This window comes from Clostridium sp. SGI.024 (assembly GCF_050315195.1).
GTDB lineage: Bacteria > Bacillota > Clostridia > Clostridiales > Clostridiaceae > Clostridium.
This window is the reverse complement of sequence record NZ_JBNPON010000010.1, coordinates 13,699-31,639: the sequence shown is the minus strand read 5'-3', so window position 1 is coordinate 31,639 and position 17,941 is coordinate 13,699. Positions and strand designations below refer to the sequence as shown.

Annotated in this window: 16 protein-coding genes; 14 read left to right on the top strand and 2 right to left on the bottom strand. The window is 28.1% G+C overall.

Annotation, left to right across the window (positions count from 1 at the left end):
- Positions 1 to 117: 117 nt before the first annotated feature.
- The 9 genes from ACQRD5_RS05190 (at position 118) to rho (ending at position 10,830) form a co-directional block, all read left to right on the top strand.
- A complete protein-coding gene (locus tag ACQRD5_RS05190) occupies positions 118 to 1,881 on the top strand; it encodes a cache domain-containing sensor histidine kinase (RefSeq protein ID WP_291628126.1) in 1,764 nt (587 codons plus the stop codon).
- Positions 1,878 to 2,624: a response regulator transcription factor gene (locus tag ACQRD5_RS05185; RefSeq protein WP_291628127.1), complete on the top strand. Its 747-nt coding sequence runs from the start codon at positions 1,878 to 1,880 to the stop codon at positions 2,622 to 2,624. Before ACQRD5_RS05190 ends, ACQRD5_RS05185 begins: the two co-directional genes overlap by 4 nt.
- Before the next feature lie 154 nt (positions 2,625 to 2,778).
- Positions 2,779 to 3,843, top strand: a complete 1,065-nt coding sequence (locus ACQRD5_RS05180) for a BMP family lipoprotein (protein ID WP_291628128.1) — start codon at positions 2,779 to 2,781, stop codon at positions 3,841 to 3,843.
- Positions 3,844 to 4,027: 184 nt separating this feature from the next.
- On the top strand, positions 4,028 to 4,162 hold the full coding sequence (locus ACQRD5_RS05175) for a hypothetical protein (protein ID WP_291628129.1): 135 nt from the start codon (positions 4,028 to 4,030) through the stop codon (positions 4,160 to 4,162).
- 246 nt (positions 4,163 to 4,408) lie between these two features.
- On the top strand, positions 4,409 to 5,506 hold the full coding sequence (locus ACQRD5_RS05170) for a BMP family lipoprotein (RefSeq protein ID WP_291628130.1): 1,098 nt from the start codon (positions 4,409 to 4,411) through the stop codon (positions 5,504 to 5,506).
- Between the two features lie 101 nt (positions 5,507 to 5,607).
- The gene (locus ACQRD5_RS05165) at positions 5,608 to 7,128 is read left to right on the top strand and encodes an ABC transporter ATP-binding protein (RefSeq protein WP_291628131.1); all 1,521 of its coding nucleotides are present in this window, start codon (positions 5,608 to 5,610) and stop codon (positions 7,126 to 7,128) included.
- Positions 7,128 to 8,216 (top strand): ABC transporter permease, encoded by a 1,089-nt coding sequence (locus ACQRD5_RS05160; protein WP_291628133.1) that lies wholly within the window; start codon positions 7,128 to 7,130, stop codon positions 8,214 to 8,216. The genes ACQRD5_RS05165 and ACQRD5_RS05160 overlap by 1 nt, the downstream gene beginning before the upstream one ends.
- Entirely contained in the window at positions 8,216 to 9,163 is a 948-nt protein-coding gene (locus ACQRD5_RS05155) for an ABC transporter permease (protein ID WP_291628134.1), read from the top strand. Before ACQRD5_RS05160 ends, ACQRD5_RS05155 begins: the two co-directional genes overlap by 1 nt.
- 266 nt (positions 9,164 to 9,429) lie before the next feature.
- Complete coding sequence (gene rho, locus ACQRD5_RS05150; protein WP_291628135.1) at positions 9,430 to 10,830, top strand: transcription termination factor Rho; 1,401 nt, start codon at positions 9,430 to 9,432, stop codon at positions 10,828 to 10,830.
- 164 nt (positions 10,831 to 10,994) lie between these two features.
- Here the strand turns inward: rho and ACQRD5_RS05145 are convergent, their stop codons facing one another.
- Together ACQRD5_RS05145 and rpmE are read right to left on the bottom strand one after the other, a co-directional pair.
- Positions 10,995 to 12,101, bottom strand: a complete 1,107-nt coding sequence (locus ACQRD5_RS05145) for an MGDG synthase family glycosyltransferase (RefSeq protein WP_294363632.1) — start codon at positions 12,099 to 12,101, stop codon at positions 10,995 to 10,997.
- Between the two features lie 239 nt (positions 12,102 to 12,340).
- On the bottom strand, positions 12,341 to 12,547 hold the full coding sequence (gene rpmE, locus ACQRD5_RS05140; protein ID WP_008676589.1) for a 50S ribosomal protein L31: 207 nt from the start codon (positions 12,545 to 12,547) through the stop codon (positions 12,341 to 12,343).
- A 152-nt stretch (positions 12,548 to 12,699) separates the two neighbouring features.
- On the opposite strand from rpmE, the gene ACQRD5_RS05135 reads away from it, so the two are divergent.
- The 5 genes from ACQRD5_RS05135 to ACQRD5_RS05115 all read left to right on the top strand — a co-directional run bounded on the left by ACQRD5_RS05135 (position 12,700) and on the right by ACQRD5_RS05115 (position 17,933).
- Entirely contained in the window at positions 12,700 to 13,287 is a 588-nt protein-coding gene (locus ACQRD5_RS05135) for a thymidine kinase (RefSeq protein WP_291628144.1), read from the top strand.
- Positions 13,288 to 13,305: 18 nt separating this feature from the next.
- The gene (gene prmC / locus ACQRD5_RS05130) at positions 13,306 to 15,066 is read left to right on the top strand and encodes a peptide chain release factor N(5)-glutamine methyltransferase (protein WP_320901715.1); all 1,761 of its coding nucleotides are present in this window, start codon (positions 13,306 to 13,308) and stop codon (positions 15,064 to 15,066) included.
- Between the two features lie 63 nt (positions 15,067 to 15,129).
- Positions 15,130 to 16,215: a peptide chain release factor 1 gene (prfA, locus tag ACQRD5_RS05125; protein WP_291628148.1), complete on the top strand. Its 1,086-nt coding sequence runs from the start codon at positions 15,130 to 15,132 to the stop codon at positions 16,213 to 16,215.
- Positions 16,216 to 16,266: 51 nt separating this feature from the next.
- The gene (locus ACQRD5_RS05120) at positions 16,267 to 16,854 is read left to right on the top strand and encodes a hypothetical protein (RefSeq protein WP_320901718.1); all 588 of its coding nucleotides are present in this window, start codon (positions 16,267 to 16,269) and stop codon (positions 16,852 to 16,854) included.
- 29 nt (positions 16,855 to 16,883) lie between these two features.
- Positions 16,884 to 17,933 carry an L-threonylcarbamoyladenylate synthase gene (locus tag ACQRD5_RS05115; protein ID WP_291628152.1) on the top strand — a complete coding sequence of 350 codons (1,050 nt, stop codon included), beginning with the start codon at positions 16,884 to 16,886 and terminating at the stop codon, positions 17,931 to 17,933.
- Positions 17,934 to 17,941: the final 8 nt, after the last annotated feature.

Here is a 17,941-nt window from a genome sequence, read left to right as displayed (position 1 = left end):
TAGGACGCTTCTTTTTTGCATATAAAATGATATATTGGTCTTTTTCATTTAATAATAGACTAAGCAAATTAACTTTAGTAAAATGTTACTATAAATATATTAATAGAGGAAATTATTATGAAAATAAAAAGTATAACAGCAAAACTTTGTCTGCTTTTAACAACTTTTATAATTACTATATCAATAGTAATTGCTGCTTGGTCAATTAAAGATACTAATAAAGTTGTACAAGCTGAAATGGGAAAACTAAATAGAGAAATATTAGATGAAGTTGCAGATAATATTTCTATTTTTCTATCTAATATAGAAGAAATAGGAACTAATATTGTGGAGGATAATAAAATAAATAGTGCGTTGGCTATTTCTAAAGAAGATATATTAAATAGAACAGAAGAGGTTATTAATTTAGAAAAATATGTTGATGTTTTACTAAATGAACAAGTATGGAAGTATGGAAAGTATATGAAGCCAGATCTTTACATAGTTTCTGAAAACGATTTTAATTTTAGTACATATTCTAAAAATAAATACACTATGGAATCTATAAAAAATGAAACTTGGTATAGTGAAATAGTAAAGGCTAATGGAAAGACAGTATTATTAAGTACCTTTGAAGATGAGGAGGGGATTGGGCCCTTTAAATCTATTTTTAGAATGGGAAGATCTATCAATAATTTAATTACTGGAGATAACTTAGGGGTTCTTATAATGGATATAAGTGAAAAAATGCTATTTGATAGATATAACAAAATAATTAAAGATGGAAAAAATATTTATATAGTTGATTTAAAAGGAAATATAATTTCAAACAAAGATAAGAGATTAATAGGTAAAAATTATTTTGAAGATATACAATATGGAGATTATATAGAAGAAAATGAATGGTATTCAGTAATAAAAAGAGATAATGCTAATTATATAAAGTTGGAATCAACATTAGATAAGTATGGGTGGTCCATAATTGAAGAGATTCCTTCTAATGTAATAAAACAACCAATAAAGCAAATTACAGAAAAATTTATTTTGACATTAACACTTGTTATAGTAGGTTCATTTATAATAATTTATAAACTTTCAATTTGGATTACTAAGCCTGTTATTAATATGAAAAATACTATGAAACAAGTAATGGATGGAAATTTGAATTTAAAGATAGAGGTTGATAGAAATGATGAAATTGGGAGTTTAGAAGAGTCTTTTAATAATATGATTAAGTGGTTAGAAGAATCTATAGAAGAAATAAAAGAACAGGAGAAACAAAAACGTATAGCAGAATTAAGCTTTTTACAAGCTCAAATAAATCCTCATTTTTTATATAATACCCTTAGTGGAGTTAGATTTTTGGTTTCTATGAATAAGAATGAGGAAGCAGAGGAAATGATATTTAAATTTACAAAGCTTTTAAGAAATATATTACCTAAGGCAAGTGAACTTATTAGTCTTAATGAAGAAATTGAAATAGTAATTGATTACATAGAATTACAAAAAATTAGATATCCCAATTTGTTTAAAGTAGATATATTTATACAGGAATCTATAAAGAGTATTAAAGTTCCAGCACTTATATTACAACCAGTAGTAGAAAATGCTATTTTTTATAGTATTGATAATGAAGGTAAAAAAGGTAAGATTAGAATAATAGGATATAGTGAAGAAGAGAAAATAATTATAGAAGTTATAGATAATGGGAAAGGGATGAGTAATAGGCAAATAAATGATGTGTTTAAAAATAAGGAAGCAATGAATAGGGTTGGTTTAATAAATGTACATGAAAGAATACAATTAAATTATGGGAAAATGTATGGAATAGAAATTATAAGTGAGAAAGGGAAAGGCACAAGAATTAGATATATTCTACCTAAGAAGGGAGATACTATATGAAGATTTTAGTAGTTGAAGATGAGGCTCCTATTAGAGAATGGATAAGTTATACAATAAAAAACATATCTAAAGATTTTGAATTAATAGGAAGTTCTAAAAATGGAAGAGAAGCTTATGAATTATCATTGAAATTAAAACCAGATGTAATAATAACAGATATTAAAATGCCAGTTATGGATGGTTTAGAGCTTTCAAAAAAAATAAAAGAGATAATGCCAGAGGTTTTTATAATTATATTAACAAATTTTGCAGAATTTAATTATGCAAAGGAAGCAATTAGTTTTGGTGCTTATGAATATTTAATAAAATCTGAGATTAGAACTAAGGAAATTAAAGATTTATTATTTAGAATAGATGAAAAATTAAAAGAAAAAGAAACTAATATTAAAAATCCATCAGTTAATAAAAGAGAAGCTAAGAAAAAATATTCTAAAACTATAGAAAAATCAATTAAATATATAGAAGAGAATTATAAAAGTCATATTTCTTTGATAGATGTAGCTAAGCATATTTATTTATCTCATGAGTATTTTTCAAGATTATTTAAGGAAGAGGTTGGAGAGAATTTTAGCACCTATTTAACTTTATATAGGATAAATAAAGCTAGAGAATTAATAAAAGGAACAGATATGAAGATATCTCAAATAGCAATGGAAGTTGGATATTCTAATCCAGGTTATTTTTCTAAGAATTATAAGAAGTATATAGGAAAAACTCCGGAAGATGATAGATCATATATTTAAAGTTAAATATCAAAAAAATACATTAAAAATCAATATTTTACTATTAAACAAGTAAATAATTACATTTGTTATCAATTTTATTTATATAAAGCAATAAGTTATTTATGTATAATGAAAAAAAGTAGTGTTATTTGTTTTTTGTAAAGGAGAATAAATGAAAAAGACAAGCTATATTATGTTAATAGCTTCAGTGCTTTTAATATTATTTTCTGTAATATCAATAAGATTTATTAATAATAAAAAATATAACGATAAAGCTAAAAAAACTATAAAAATAGCTGTTGTTTTTACTGGCAGTGGATTAGGTGACAAATCCTTTAATGATTTGATTTATGATGGATTATTAAAGGCACAAGAAGAGTTGAATATAGAGTTTGACTATGCAGAACCAATGTATCCTGATAAATACAAGCAAAGTATTTTAGAATTTGCTAAAACTAGAGAGTATCAATTGATTATTGCAGTTGGCCCTGAACAAGAAAGTGATGTAAAAGCAGTTTCAATTGAGTTTCCTAATCAAAAGTTTACTTTAATAGATTCTAAGTTAAATGGTAAAAATATAAGTTCTATTTATACTAGGTGGGAGGAACAAGCTTTTTTAAATGGTGTAATAGCTGGGTTATTAAGTAAAGATGAGTATGAAAAAACAGGAAATATAAATAAAGCTGGAGTTGTATTAGGAATGGAAGTTGCACATCTTAGAGAAGGTGCTATTGGATTTGAAGCTGGATATAAATATGTATTTCCACAGGGGGAAGTTATGACAGCGGTGGTAAATGATTTCAGAAATCCTTTAAAGGCTAAAGAAATATCGCTTTTAATGTATAACAAAGGTGTTAAGTATATTCAACATTTAGCCGGAGCTTCTGGACTTGGAGTCTTTGCTGCAGCAAAAGAAGCAGAAGCATATGCTTTTGGAGTAGATGAAAATCAGAACTCTTTTGATCCAAGTGTTATAATATCAACATCAACTAGATATATGAATGAAATTGTATTTAATGAAATTAAGTATATTAAAGATAATACTTGGAAGGATGGAGTTCATTACTCAGGTTTGAAGGAAGGTATTATAGATATTACAAGAGAAGGATCTCAGGTTCAATTAGATCCAAGTGTAATGAAATTTGTTAATAAAACAAAAAATAAAATTATTAATGATGAATTAAGTATACCTAAAACAAAGAAGGAACTTAATCTTTGGATTAATAAAATAGAATAAATTAATTAATAATACTACAATTATTTTAATAATTTTCTAAAAATATCAAATATTTATTGAGAAAATTATCAAAAATCGTATTATTTAAAGATTTACTCTAGTATAATTAAATTAAATAGATATATAATAATCCATGGAGGATAAATTTGCTAATTAATATAAATATGTCGTAAGAAGAGATAAAATGGTAGTAAATACAGATGAAATAGATAGAAAAGCTGGCATATTATCTACAACTATCTCTAAAGTAAAAAATAATTCTTACTTTGATAATAAATACATAAAAGAAAGGAAATTTAAATTAAAAGAAGCATATTAATTAACAAAGGATTTTTTGTAATATAGAAGATTCTCCAAGAGCAATAATTGCATGTAGTAATAGAAGGACATTGAGTGTAATTAAGGCTTTAATTAAAAAAAGAATAAATATTCCATATAATCTTATCTTAAAAGGGTAAGAAAAAAGCTTTGAAAAAGAGCTATATAAAATAAGAGGGATTTTAAAATGCGTGCATTTCTTTGTATAACAAAGATTGCTATATAATATTTTATGGAGGGATTATATATGAAAAAGAAGGTAATAGCACTAGCACTTTCAGCTCTTATGGTAACAGGCTTAATTGGCTGTGGAAGTAAGGAAGAAGGAAAAACAGGGACAAATAAAGATTTTAAAGTAGGTATGGTTACTGATGCTGGAACTATAGACGATAAGTCATTTAACCAAGGAACTTGGGAAGGTATATTAAAGGCTAAGGAAGAGCTAGGGGTTGAAAGTAACTATATAAAACCAGCTGGAACTACAGAAGCTGATTATATGAAAGAAATAGGGAATCTTTATGATACAGAATATAAATTTATAGTTACTCCTGGATTTAAATTTGAAACTGCAATATTTAATGCACAAGCAAAATATCCAGATGCGAAATTTGTAATCATTGATGGTTCACCAAATAATGGTAAAGAAGGAGATGCAAGAGAAGCAAAAGTTGGAGAAAATACAGTTGCTGTTTTCTTTGCAGAACATGAAGCTGGATTTGTAGCAGGTGTTGCAACAGCTCTTCAATTAAAAGAAGGAGAACTTGGATTTATAGGTGGTATGGAAATACCAGCAGTTCAAAAGTTTAACTGGGGTTTCCAACAAGGTGTTAAATATGCTAATGATAATTTAGGTACTAAGATGAGCCTTAAAGCAGAAAATGTAGTATATCAAGGATCATTTGATAATGCTGCAGCAGGACAACAATTAGCAGCTACTATGTATGATAATGGTGTTAAAGCTATATTTACAGCAGCTGGTGGAGTTGGAGTTGGAGCTATAAAAGAAGCCAAGGATAGAGCTGATACAGGTAAAGAAGCTTGGATAATTGGTGTTGACGTTGACCAATATTCAGAAGGTATTTATGAGGGAGAAAAATCAATAATTTTAACTTCTGCAATTAAGAAAATTGATACAGCAACATTTAATATAATTAAAGATGAATTAGATGGAAAATTCCCAGGTGGACAAACTTTAACTTTTGATGCAAAAACAGGTGGAGTAGGTATACCAGAAAATAATCCAAACCTTTCTAAAGAAACTCAAGACAAGGTAGCAGAAGTGTTTAATCAAATAAAAGATGGAAAGATTAAAGTATCCGATGAACAAGGAGATTTAATTAAGTAATAAATTTAGAATCTGTCGCATTATTTAAAATTAAATATATTTTTAATTTTAAATTTTGAGACAGTTTCTTCTATATATAAAAATGGAAAGCGGTGAATTATATGGAATATGTAGTAGAGATGCTTAATATCCGAAAGGAGTTCCCTGGCATTGTAGCTAATGATAATATCACATTACAGCTTAAAAAGGGAGAAATCCATGCTCTCTTAGGAGAAAATGGAGCAGGTAAATCTACATTAATGGGAATGCTATTTGGAATGTATACTCCAGAAGCAGGAGTAATTAAAGTAAATGGAAAAGAAGTTAATATTTCAAGTCCTAATGTAGCTAATGACTTAGGAATAGGTATGGTTCATCAGCATTTTAAATTAGTTGAAAACTTTACTGTAACTGAAAATATTATTTTAGGATTAGAGCCAAAGAAATTTTTATCTATAGATATAAAAAGTGCAGCAAAGAAAATTGAAGAATTATCTAAGGCATACGGTTTAAATGTTGATCCATATGCAAAGATCGAAGATATATCTGTTGGAATGCAACAACGTGTTGAAATATTAAAAATGCTTTATAGAAATGCAGAAGTACTTATTTTTGATGAACCAACAGCAGTATTAACCCCTCAAGAAATTGAAGATTTAATAGGAATTATGAGAAATCTTATTAAAGAAGGAAAGTCAATAATTTTAATTACTCATAAATTAAAAGAAATTAAAGAAGCTGCGGATAGATGCACTGTAATTAGAAGAGGTAAGTACATTGGAACTGTTAATGTTAAAGAAACATCAGAAGCTGATATGGCTAAAATGATGGTTGGAAGACAAGTATCCTTTGTAGTAGAGAAAAAACCAGCTAATGTTGGAGAAACAGTTCTAAAAATAGAAAATTTATGTGTTAAAAATAACAAAAAAGTTCTAGGATTAAAAAACTTTAATTTAGAAGTAAAAAAAGGTGAAATAGTAGGTATAGCTGGAGTAGAAGGAAATGGACAAACTGAGTTAGTTGAAGCTATTACAGGTATGAGACCTATTGAAGAAGGAAGCATAATTTTCAACGGAAAAGATATTACAAAAGATTCTATAAGAAGTAGAATTGATGAAGGAATAGCGCATATTCCAGAAGATAGACATAAAAGAGGACTTATTTTAGATTATACATTAGAAGATAATTTAGTTCTTAAAGCTTATAAGAACGAACCTTTTTCTAAGAATGGACTTATAAATAGAAATAAAATTACAGAGTATGCAAATGAAATTATAGATACTTTTGATGTAAGATCTGGAGAAGGTGGTAAATCAATTGCTAGATCTCTATCAGGTGGAAATCAACAAAAAGGAATAATTGGACGTGAAATTCAATCAAATCCTGACTTATTAATTGCTGTTCAGCCAACAAGAGGTCTTGATGTAGGATCTATAGAATATATACACAAAAGACTTGTTGAACAAAGAGATAATGGCAAGGCTGTTCTTTTAGTATCTCTTGAATTAGATGAGATATTAAATGTTTCAGATAGAATTGCTATAGTAAATAATGGGGAACTTATAGGAATAGTTAATGCCTCTGAAACAGATGAAAATGAAGTCGGATTAATGATGGCTGGAATAAAGAGAGGTGAAAGTTAATGGGAAAAGATCAAGGTATAAAATCCGTAATGGCCGTAATACTTGGACTTATAGCTGGTGCTTTATTGATGTTAATTATGGGATTTAACCCTGTTGAAGGATATAAATTTTTATTTCAAGGTGGATTAAAGAACCTAGAAAGAATAGGAAATACAATTGCTACAGCAACACCTTTAATGCTTACAGGACTTTCAGTTGCCTTTGCTTTTAAAACAGGATTATTTAATATAGGTACACCTGGACAAATGTTATTTGGTGGATTTTGTTCAATAGCAGTAGGTTTAAGTTTAGATTTACCTAAGATCATATTAGTTCCAATAGTTGTTGCTGTTGGTATTATTGGAGGAGCTTTATGGGCAACAGTTCCAGGAATTTTAAAAGCTAAATTCAATGTACATGAAGTTGTATCATCTATAATGATGAACTGGGTAGCTTACTGGATAGTTTATTATGTGGTACCACTATACTTTAAAGGTGAGTTCTTAGAAACAGAATCTAAAATGTTACCAGAATCAGCTACTTTAAAAGTACATTGGCTATCAGAAATATTTAAAGGATCATATATAAATTTAGGTATATTCTTAGCTTTAATAGCAGTTTTTATAATATGGTTTATTTTAAATAAGACAGTTTTAGGATATGAATTAAAAGCTGTTGGATTTAATAGATTTGGTGCAGAATATGCAGGTATGCCCGTTAATAGAAATATAGTTATATCAATGATGATAGCTGGTGCTTTATCAGGGCTTGCAGGAGCAATACAATATACAGGAAATGCAAATATAATGCAAATAGGTGTAATGCCAAGCCAAGGCTTTGACGGAATAGCAGTAGCTTTACTTGGAGCAAGTAGTCCTATTGGAGTTGTTTTCTCATCATTATTCTTTGGAGTTTTATATGTTGGAAAAGGCTTTATGAATGCAGCTGTAAAAGTACCGCCAGAACTTGCAGATACTATAATGGCTACAATTATTTATTTTGCAGCCACAAGTATGGTAATGGATAAGTTAATTAAAAAATTTAGAAAATCTAAAAAAGATAAGTCTAATAAAAAAGATATTTCTACTGAAAGGGTGGTGGAAAAATAATGTGGAGCATAATTGAACAAGTTTTTCCATATGCAATTTCTTATACAATTCCTATATTAATAACAGCTTTAGGAGCGTTATACTGTGAAAGAAGTGGGATTGTAAATATAGGTTTAGATGGACTTATGATAATTGGTTCTTTTGCTGGAGCTCTATCAGTTTCTAAATTACAAGCAAATGGAGTGCCGGGAGCCCTATGGATAGGTTTATTAGTAGCAGTAATAGTTGGAGTATTATTCTCATTACTTCATGCTTTTGCAAGTATTAATTTAAATGCAGATCAAGTTATAAGTGGTACAGCTATAAATATGATGGCTGGAGCATTAACAATCTACTTAGCAAGAAATATTACAGGTAGTGGTAATATAAGAGTAGCTAATGGATTTATTCCAAGAGATATTCCAATACTTTCAGAAATACCTGTAATAGGACCACTTTTCTTTACAAAAACATATGCTACTACTTGGCTAGTATTATTAATACTGTTAATTAGTGCATTTTTACTATACAAAACTAGCTTTGGTTTAAGGCTTAGAGCTTGTGGAGAACACCCTCAAGCAGCACAAGCAGCTGGAGTTAGCGTATTTAAAATGAGATATATTGGTGTTATGATATCAGGAGGAATGTCAGCTTTAGGTGGAGCTATAATTCTCTTAACATATTCAGGAGAATTCAATGGTAATGTTGCAGGACTTGGATTCCTTGCTTTAGCAGCATTAATCTTTGGACAATGGAAACCACTTGGAATATTAGGAGCAACTTTCTTCTTTGGATTTGCTTCAACTATAGCAAATGTATCACAAGTAATACCATCATTAGCACAAATACCTGGAGTAATATTAAAGATATTCCCATATATAGTAACTTTAATAGCTTTAGTAATATTCTCTAAATCATCACAAGCACCTAAGGCTTCTGGTGAACCTTTTGATACAGGTAAGAGATAAAGCAAAAAAGAAGAAATAAGTTAATGATATTTTTTAGGAGCTGTATTTTATATATAGCTCCTTTTAATTTTAATAAGTCAAAGAAATGTTTTATATTCCAATAAGATAAGGATTAAAAGTGAATAATTTGGATATAATAATAAATAACTTGATAAATTGAGATAATTAATTCATAATATAAATACATATGTAAATTCTAATAACCATATCTGATATCTTATAACTCCCATAAATAGAACGTAGGAATAAAATATGGAGGTGTAATTTTGAACAAGGAAAATTACGAGAAAAAAACTTTAATAGAGTTAAAAGAAATAGCAAAGGAACTTAACATAAAAAATATTAGTAAATTGAAGAAAAGTGAACTTATAGAAGAAATATTAAATAATTCTCCTAAAAGTATAGAAAAAAACGGAGTTATACTACAAGAAAAGATAACGCCTAAGAATAAGAATGAAGATAATTCCACTCCTACTAATGATAATAAGGAAGAAGTTAGGGAAGAGAAGAGAGAAAGATTAAAGGTTATGATAAATGAATCTGATACTGCTATAGGAGTATTAGAAATTTTAGAAAACAATAGTTTTGGATTTTTAAGATGTAATAATTATCAAACTGGTGAAAATGATATATATGTATCCCCATCACAAATAAGAAGATTTAATTTAAGAACTGGAGATGAGGTCCAAGGAAAAGTTAGAGAATCAAAAGAGGGGGAAAAATTTAAAGCATTACTTTATGTTGAGAAAGTAAATGGAGAGAATCCTGAAAGAGCGGTAGGAAGAAAATCATTCGAGTCTTTAACACCAATATATCCAGAAGACAGACTTCATTTAGAAACTAATAATGAAAATGATTTATCCTCAAGATTAATGGACATAATTTGTCCAATAGGAAAAGGACAAAGAGGAATAATAGTAGCGCCTCCTAAAGCAGGAAAGACTACTTTATTAAAAAAAATAGCTCAAAATATATCTAAAAACTATCCAGAAGTTAAATTAATAGTATTGTTAATTGATGAAAGACCTGAAGAAGTAACAGATATGAAGAGGTCAATAAATGGAGATGTTATATATTCTACCTTTGATGAAGAACCACAAAATCATGCAAAAGTATCACAAATGGTTTTAGAAAGAGCAAAGAGAATGGTTGAGCAAGGAAAAGATGTAGTTATATTATTAGATAGTTTAACTAGGCTTTCTAGAGCATATAATTTAACCATAACTCCAACTGGAAGAACCTTATCAGGTGGATTAGATCCAGGAGCATTAATTATGCCTAAAAAATTCTTTGGTGCTGCAAGAAATATCGAAGAAGGGGGAAGTCTGACTATACTAGCAACAGCTTTAATAGATACTGGCTCTAGAATGGATGATATGATATTCGAAGAATTTAAGGGAACTGGTAATATGGAAGTTCACTTAGATAGAAAGTTACAAGAAAGAAGAATTTTCCCTGCTATTGATATATATAAATCTGGTACAAGAAAAGAAGATTTAATTTTAACTGAAGAAGAAAAAGAAGTAGCTTATTCAATAAGAAAAGTTATGTATAGAGATGGAAATGTAGAAAATGTTACTGAAAAGTTAATAAATATGCTTTCAAAGACTAAAAACAATAAAGAATTTATTAATATTTTTAGTAAAAGTGAAATAGAAAAGAAATAAAAAAGGGTTGTCATAACAACCCTGAATTAAAAATTTAGAATGTAAAATGTAGAATTAATTTAAAACAAATTACTAAAAATATATTTATTTTATAAACTCCGCAAGGAGTTTATTCCTTTATTTTACATTATTCATTATTCATTTTACATTGTGCTAAAGCACATTTAAAATTCTTTTAAAACTAATTTATCAGCTAAATTAACTATATTTTGCTTAGAATATAATGATGATAATTTAGATAAGTTAGCTCTCATTTTTTCTAATTCCTTAGGATTAGATATTAATTTATCTATAACTAAATTTATTTCTAGTAAGTTTTCTATATTTATGGCATATCCGTTAGAAGTTAGAAAATCAACATTTTGAGTTTCTTGCCCAGGAATAGCAAAGGGGATTAGCATAGGAAGATGTTTGTTAATCGCTTCAGTAACAGTTAATCCACCAGGCTTACTTATTATTAAATCTGAATATTCCATTAGATAATTGATATCTTTAGAAAATCCTAAAATATGAAGTTTTTTATTTTTTATAGAATGACCATATTCCTTTAATAAATTATCTTTAAGCTTGTCATTTTTACCACAGACTACAGTTATTCTTAGTTTATTAGTATTGTTTAATAATTCCTTTAAAACATAGGATATATTTTTTAATCCCATGCTTCCACTCATTAATAAAATATTAAAATAGCTATCATTTTTAGTAGAAATAACATCTAATGTATTATCGAAAAATTCATCTTTAACAGGAATACCGTAAGAAAATATTCTTCTAGAATCTATTCCTCTATTTGAAAGATCTAATCTAGTATTCTCACTAGCGGTAATGTAGGCATCTATACTATTATCTATATATGTAGAATGAGCCTTAAAGTCAGTTACAACAACTATTACAGGTATATTTAACCCTTTTCTTTTTAGGGCACCCATAATACTTACTGCAAAGGGGTGAGTAACTAAAATTATATCTGGTTTTGTTAAATCAATCATTTTTTTTATTTTTATTTTAGTTATTGAAAATACAAAGGATAAAAGTTTATTAGTAAAACCTGTATCTGTTAACTTATAAGTAAATCCATAAGTTTTAGGAAAGAAAGAAGCTGATATTTCATATCCTCTAATAAATAATTTAGTTAAAAGCTTACTATTGTTTTTTAAAAAGTCATGAGTTATTACTTCGTATCCAGACTTTTCAAAAGTAGTTGAAATAGATTTTGCTGCTTGATTATGACCTTCACCTGTAGAAGTTGTTAGTATTAAAATTTTCTTCATATACAACACTCACTTTTCTAAATAACATAATAAATACTAAAATTATACCAATATAAATATTATAATATAAATATTATTCTTAAAAGTATAAAAATTAAAATTCTAAGATAAAATTAAGAAAATTACAATTTGAAAACTTTTTTGTTATAAATGTGTACATACAAGATATTTATCATTTAGATCTATTTTTAATTCCATAAAAAGAAAAAATGGGAAAGATATTATCTTTCCCAGAATTTCTATTTGTTAAGATTGAATCTCTTATTGAATTTATCAACTCTTCCGCCGACATCAATAATTTTTTGTTTACCAGTGAAGAATGGGTGGCATTTAGAGCATATTTCTACTTTTAGTTCATCTTTAACAGAACCAGTTGTAAAAGTATTTCCACATGCACACTTAACTACAGCTTCGTGATTGTATTTTGGATGTATGCCTTCTCTCATTTATTTCACCTCTTTCGAATACTTAAATAACTATTAGAGTATATCACAGGTTAATATTAGGGTCAAGAATATACATAATAAAAATATTTTTGATTACTTATATAAATAAAAATGCTATAATCTATGTATCTAAATGTAAAGGAGACATAAATATGAGTAAGTTATATTTTAGATATGGGGCAATGAACTCAGGAAAATCAACACATCTTATGCAAGTAGCATATAACTATGAAGAAAGAGGAATGAAGGTTATATTAATTAAGCCTTTTACAGATACTAAAGGTGGAGAGAGATTAGTTTCAAGACTTGGTGTTGAAAGAAAAGTAGATTTTGTTATTTATGAGGAAGACGATATATTAGAAAAGGTTAAAAAATACAAGGAAATACATGGTGAAATAGATTGTATTTTAGTAGATGAAGCACAATTTTTAAAGTCAAGACAAATAGATAATTTATTTGAAATAGCTGTGGTTTTAGATATACCTGTTATTTGTTATGGACTTAGAACAGATTTCAGAATGCAAGGCTTTGAAGGAAGCACAAGGCTTCTATTATTAGCCCATAGTATAGAAGAAATGAAAACTATATGTAAATGTGGGAAAAAAGCTGTATTAAATGGTAGAAAAATAAATAATAGATTCGTTTTTGAAGGAGAACAAGTAGCTATTGATAATGTAGATAATATTGAATACGAATCTTTATGTGGACACTGTTATTTTAAATATAAAAATAATTTATAAATTAGAAAGAGTGGTAAAATGAGAAAGTGTGAAGTAGGAGGCCAAGCTGTAATTGAAGGCGTAATGATGAGAGGAAACAAAGGGCAAGCTACCGCTATTAGAAAATCTGATGGAAAAATAGAAATAGACATGAAAAAAATAGTTCCAATAACTAAAAAATATAAGTTTTTAAATATTCCATTTATAAGAGGAATATTTGTACTTATTGATTCTTTAGTTACAGGAATTAATACTTTAAATTATTCTGCTTCATTTTTTGAAGAAGATGAGGAAGAATCAAAATTTGAGCTTTGGTTAAAAAATAAGTTTGGAGATAAAAGTAATGATTTAATAGTAGGAGGTACTATGGTTTTATCCTTTGCCTTAGCTATTGCATTATTTGTTGCATTACCTACTAGTATAGCTTCATTATTTGCGGCACTTAATTTAAATCCAGTATTATTAAATCTAATAGAAGCTATAATTAGAATTGTAATTCTGCTTATATATATGTATTCCATAAGCAAAATGGATGATATTTATAGAGTTTTTCAATATCATGGTGCTGAACACAAATCAATTTTTTGCTATGAAGCAGGTGAAGAACTAACAGTAGAGAATGTTAGAAAATTTCCTAGATTTCATCCAAGATGTGGAACAAATTTTCTTTTTCTTATTATGTTTGTAAGTATAATAATATTTAGTTTTACTGGATGGGGAGGATTCTTTGAAAGACTTTTACTAAGAATAGTATTAATTCCAATAGTATCAGGAATAACCTATGAGTTAATAAGATGGCTTGGAAAAAGTGAAAATATATTATCTAAGGTAATAGCTTATCCAGGATTAAAGCTTCAGGAACTTACTACTAAAGAACCAGATGATGATCAATTAGAAGTAGCAATAGCAGCACTTATGACTGCAGAAGGAATTAAGGCAAAAGAAAAAACTATAGGAGAACTTTTAGAGTTTGGATCTAAAAAGTTAAAGGAAAAAAGTATAGATTCTTATATGTTAGATGCACAATTGTTGCTAGGAATGGTATTAGGAAAAGATAAGATATATCTTATTACTAATAGAGATAAGGAAGTATCGCATAAAGATGAAAAAGAGTATATAGCTTTAATTGAAAAAAGAAGTAGTAAGATGCCTATAAAATATATTTTAGGAGAAACTGAATTTATGGGCTTTGACTTTGATGTAGAAGAAGGTGTTTTAATACCAAGAGGTGATACTGAAATACTTGTAGAAGAATTACTTTCTATTATTAATGAGGATGAAGAACTAAATATTTGCGATCTTTGTTCAGGTAGTGGAGCAATTGGAATATCTTTAGCAATGAATAGAAAAAATATAAAAGTAGATGAAATAGATAATTATGATATTCCAGAAAAAGTTACTAAAAGTAATATAGTTAAACATGGATTAGAAAATAGAGTAAATTTTATAAAAAGTGATTTATTGGAAGAAGCTATTAAAGCAGAAAAAAAATATGATATTATAGTATCTAATCCACCATATATAAAAGCTTCTGAAATCGAAGGATTAATGGATGATGTTAAACTTTATGAGCCTCATGTAGCTTTAGATGGAGGAGAAGATGGGTTAATATTTTATAGAAGAATAATTGAGGAAAGTAAGCTTACATTAAATGAAAAGGGAATTTTAGCATTTGAGATTGGTCATGATCAAGGACTTGATGTAAGAATATTAATGGAAGAGGCAGGATTTTCAAATGTAAAACTAGTAAAAGATTTAGCAGGACTAGACAGAGTTTTACTGGGATACTTTAAATATTGATAAAGTTCTATCTTTTGTGATATAATAGGGAGATGGAAAAAAATAAAGTACGGAGTGATATTTATGTTATTAGATAAATTAGCGTTTATAGAGAATAAATATGATGAATTATCTGTAAAGATATCAGATCCTTCAATTATGGCTAATCAAAACGAATGGAGAAAGCTATGTAAGGAGCATGCTGATTTAGAGATTATTGTTACAGCATATAAAGAATATAAGACAGTTATAGATGATTTAGCAGCTAATAAAGAAATGTTAGCAGAAGAAAGTGACAAGGAAATGAAAGAAATGCTTTCAGAAGAAATTTCAATGCTAACTGAAAAAGAAGCAGAATTAGAAAAGAATATTCAAATTTTATTACTACCTAAAGATCCTAACGATGAGAAGAACGTATTTGTAGAAATAAGAGGCGGTGCAGGTGGCGATGAAGCGGCTCTATTTGCAGCTAATCTTTTTAGAATGTATACAAGATATGCTGAAACTCAAAGATGGTCAGTAGAACTTATGAGTGCAAACGAAACAGATATCGGTGGATTTAAAGAAGTAGTATTTATGATTAAGGGTTCAGGAGCATACTCAAAGCTTAAATATGAAAGTGGAGTTCACAGAGTACAAAGAGTTCCTGATACAGAATCAAGTGGTAGAATTCATACATCTACTGCAACTGTAGCAGTATTACCAGAAGTTGATGATGTTGAAATAGAAATCAATGAAAAAGATTTAAGAATAGATGTATATAGATCTTCAGGTAATGGAGGACAATGCGTTAATACAACAGATTCAGCAGTAAGAATTACACATATACCTACTGGTGTTGTAGTTGCTTGTCAAGATGAAAAATCACAATTAAAAAATAAAGAAAAGGCTATGAAGGTTTTAAGATCTAGATTATATGAAGCTGCAGAAGCTGAAAGAAATGCTGGTATAGCAGAAGATAGAAAAAGCCAAGTAGGTTCAGGGGATAGAAGTGAAAGAATAAGAACATATAACTATCCACAAGGAAGAGTAACAGATCATAGAATAGGCTTAACACTTTATAAATTAGAACAATTTTTAAATGGAGATATAGAAGAAGTAATAAATGCATTAATTACGGCTGATCAAGCTGAAAAGATGAAGAAAATGGGTAATACAGACGGTATTTAATAATGAAAGCCTTGCATTTTTAAATGTGAGGCTTTTAAAGCAGGTGTAGTAATGAAGATACTAAAGGCCTTGAAGAAGGAGAAAAAGAAAGAAAAGCATTTCTTTATATTTATGATAATACTTTTCTTGATTCTTCCTCTAATATCTTTTTTGTCGCAAATAGAATCATTATTTTTATGGTTCTATCTAGGGATTATAGAATTTTTAATAGGCATAGTATGTATAAATAAATTGAACTATAATTATTTAAAATTTTCCTGTAATAATAATAAACTTAAGTTTAAAAGTGGATTGTTTTTCAAAGAATCATTTATACTATGTGATAAGGTTGCTGTAGTGCATACTGATAAAGATAGGGAAGAAATGGACATAATACTTATAAGTACAGTAAGATTCATAAATATATATTTAAAACCAGTTTCTAAAGGGTTTTTAAAAAGATATCCAGAAGCCTTGGAAGAATACATAAAAGTAAAAAAAATAAATCCTGAAGAAAATTACTATTTTCAAGTAATAAAACGAGGAGCTTTAAAAAAATATATGCTACTAGATGTTATATATAAGAATTGTGTAAGAGCATCATATACTTATTCTGCTATAGAAAATATAAAGATAGCTAGAGAACAAAGAGAGTTATAACAAATGTAATATGAAAGAAGGAATCTTTTTTGGAAACAAAGATAGGTATTATTAATGATATTGATAAAGATATTGAATACATAAATGAAGCAGCTGATATAATATATAAAGGAGGCGTTGTTGCGTTTCCAACTGAGACTGTCTATGGACTTGGAGCAAATGCTTTAAATGAAGAGGCTGTTGATAAAATATTTAAAGCAAAAGGAAGACCACAAGATAATCCATTAATAGTTCATGTGGCTTCAAAAAATATAGAGAATTTAGCTAAAGAGGTTCCAAAGGTTGCAAAAGATCTTATAGATAAATTTTGGCCAGGACCATTAACAATAATTTTAAATAAGAAAGATATAATACCAAATAGAACTAGTGCAAATTTAGAATCAGTTGGTATAAGAATGCCTAATAATGAAATTGCATTAAAATTAATAGAGCTTTCTGGATGTCCAATTGCAGCACCATCCGCTAATATATCAGGTAGACCTAGTCCTACAGAGGTAGATAGATGCATTGAAGATTTAGATGGTAAAGTAGATTATATTATTGGATGGAAAAAAAGTGATGTTGGAGTAGAATCAACTATAGTTGATTGCACAGTAATGCCACCAGTAATATTAAGACCGGGTGGAATAACATTAGAAATGCTTAGGGAAGTTTGTAGTGAAATTACTATAGACAAGGCTATACAAGGAAAGCCAGATTCAAATTTAAAACCAAAGGCACCAGGAATGAAGTATAGACATTATGCACCAAAGGCAAAATTACAGATAATAAAAGGAAATAAAGAAAAAACTATTGAAAAAATTAATGAAATAGTACAAAATTATATAGATAATCAAAAAAGAGTGGCAATTTTATCTACTGAAGAAGTATCTAATAGATTTCCTTTAGGAGAGATAATTTCTTTAGGAAGTGAAAAAAATCTATATGATGTAGCAAGAAACCTTTTTGAAGCTCTTAGACAATGTGATGATTTAAATGTAGATTTTATTATATGTCAAGCATTTGAAGATAAGGGTGTTGGACTTGCGATAATGAATAGATTAAATAAAGCAGCAGGATTCAATATATTGGAAGTATAATAAGGGAG